This is a genomic window from Oleiphilus sp. HI0125, from assembly GCF_001635355.1.
This window is the reverse complement of the sequence record NZ_LWGF01000726.1, coordinates 1-389: the sequence shown is the minus strand read 5'-3', so window position 1 is coordinate 389 and position 389 is coordinate 1. Positions and strand designations below refer to the sequence as shown.

General features: G+C 39.8%; 1 protein-coding gene. It reads left to right on the top strand.

Annotated elements, in window-relative coordinates; genetic code table 11:
- Positions 1–67: 67 nt before the first annotated feature.
- On the top strand, positions 68–389 hold a 322-nt coding region (locus A3762_RS10690), incomplete at its 3' end, for a LysR family transcriptional regulator (RefSeq protein WP_156493395.1).

Genomic DNA, 389 nt, shown 5'->3' with positions numbered 1-389 from the left:
TTTTTATTCTTCAAAATAATAATTACTTATAGCTTTATAATCGAATGTTTTATCAAGGGATGAAAAAATGAAGCTACAGCAGTTGAGATATATTTGGGAAGTTGCCCATCATGATCTAAATGTCTCGGCAACAGCGCAGAGTTTATTTACGTCACAACCAGGGATTAGTAAGCAGATTCGTTTGCTTGAGGATGAATTGGGCGTAGAGGTATTTTCAAGAAGCGGTAAGCACCTAACGCGAATAACGCCGGCCGGCGAGAAAATTTTGGCGGTTGCGGGTGATATTTTGTCGCATGTTGAAAATATAAAGAAGATTGCAAACGAATTTAACGACAACCGCACAGGTGAGTTAACCGTTGCGACGACTCATACTCAGGCTAGATACGTAT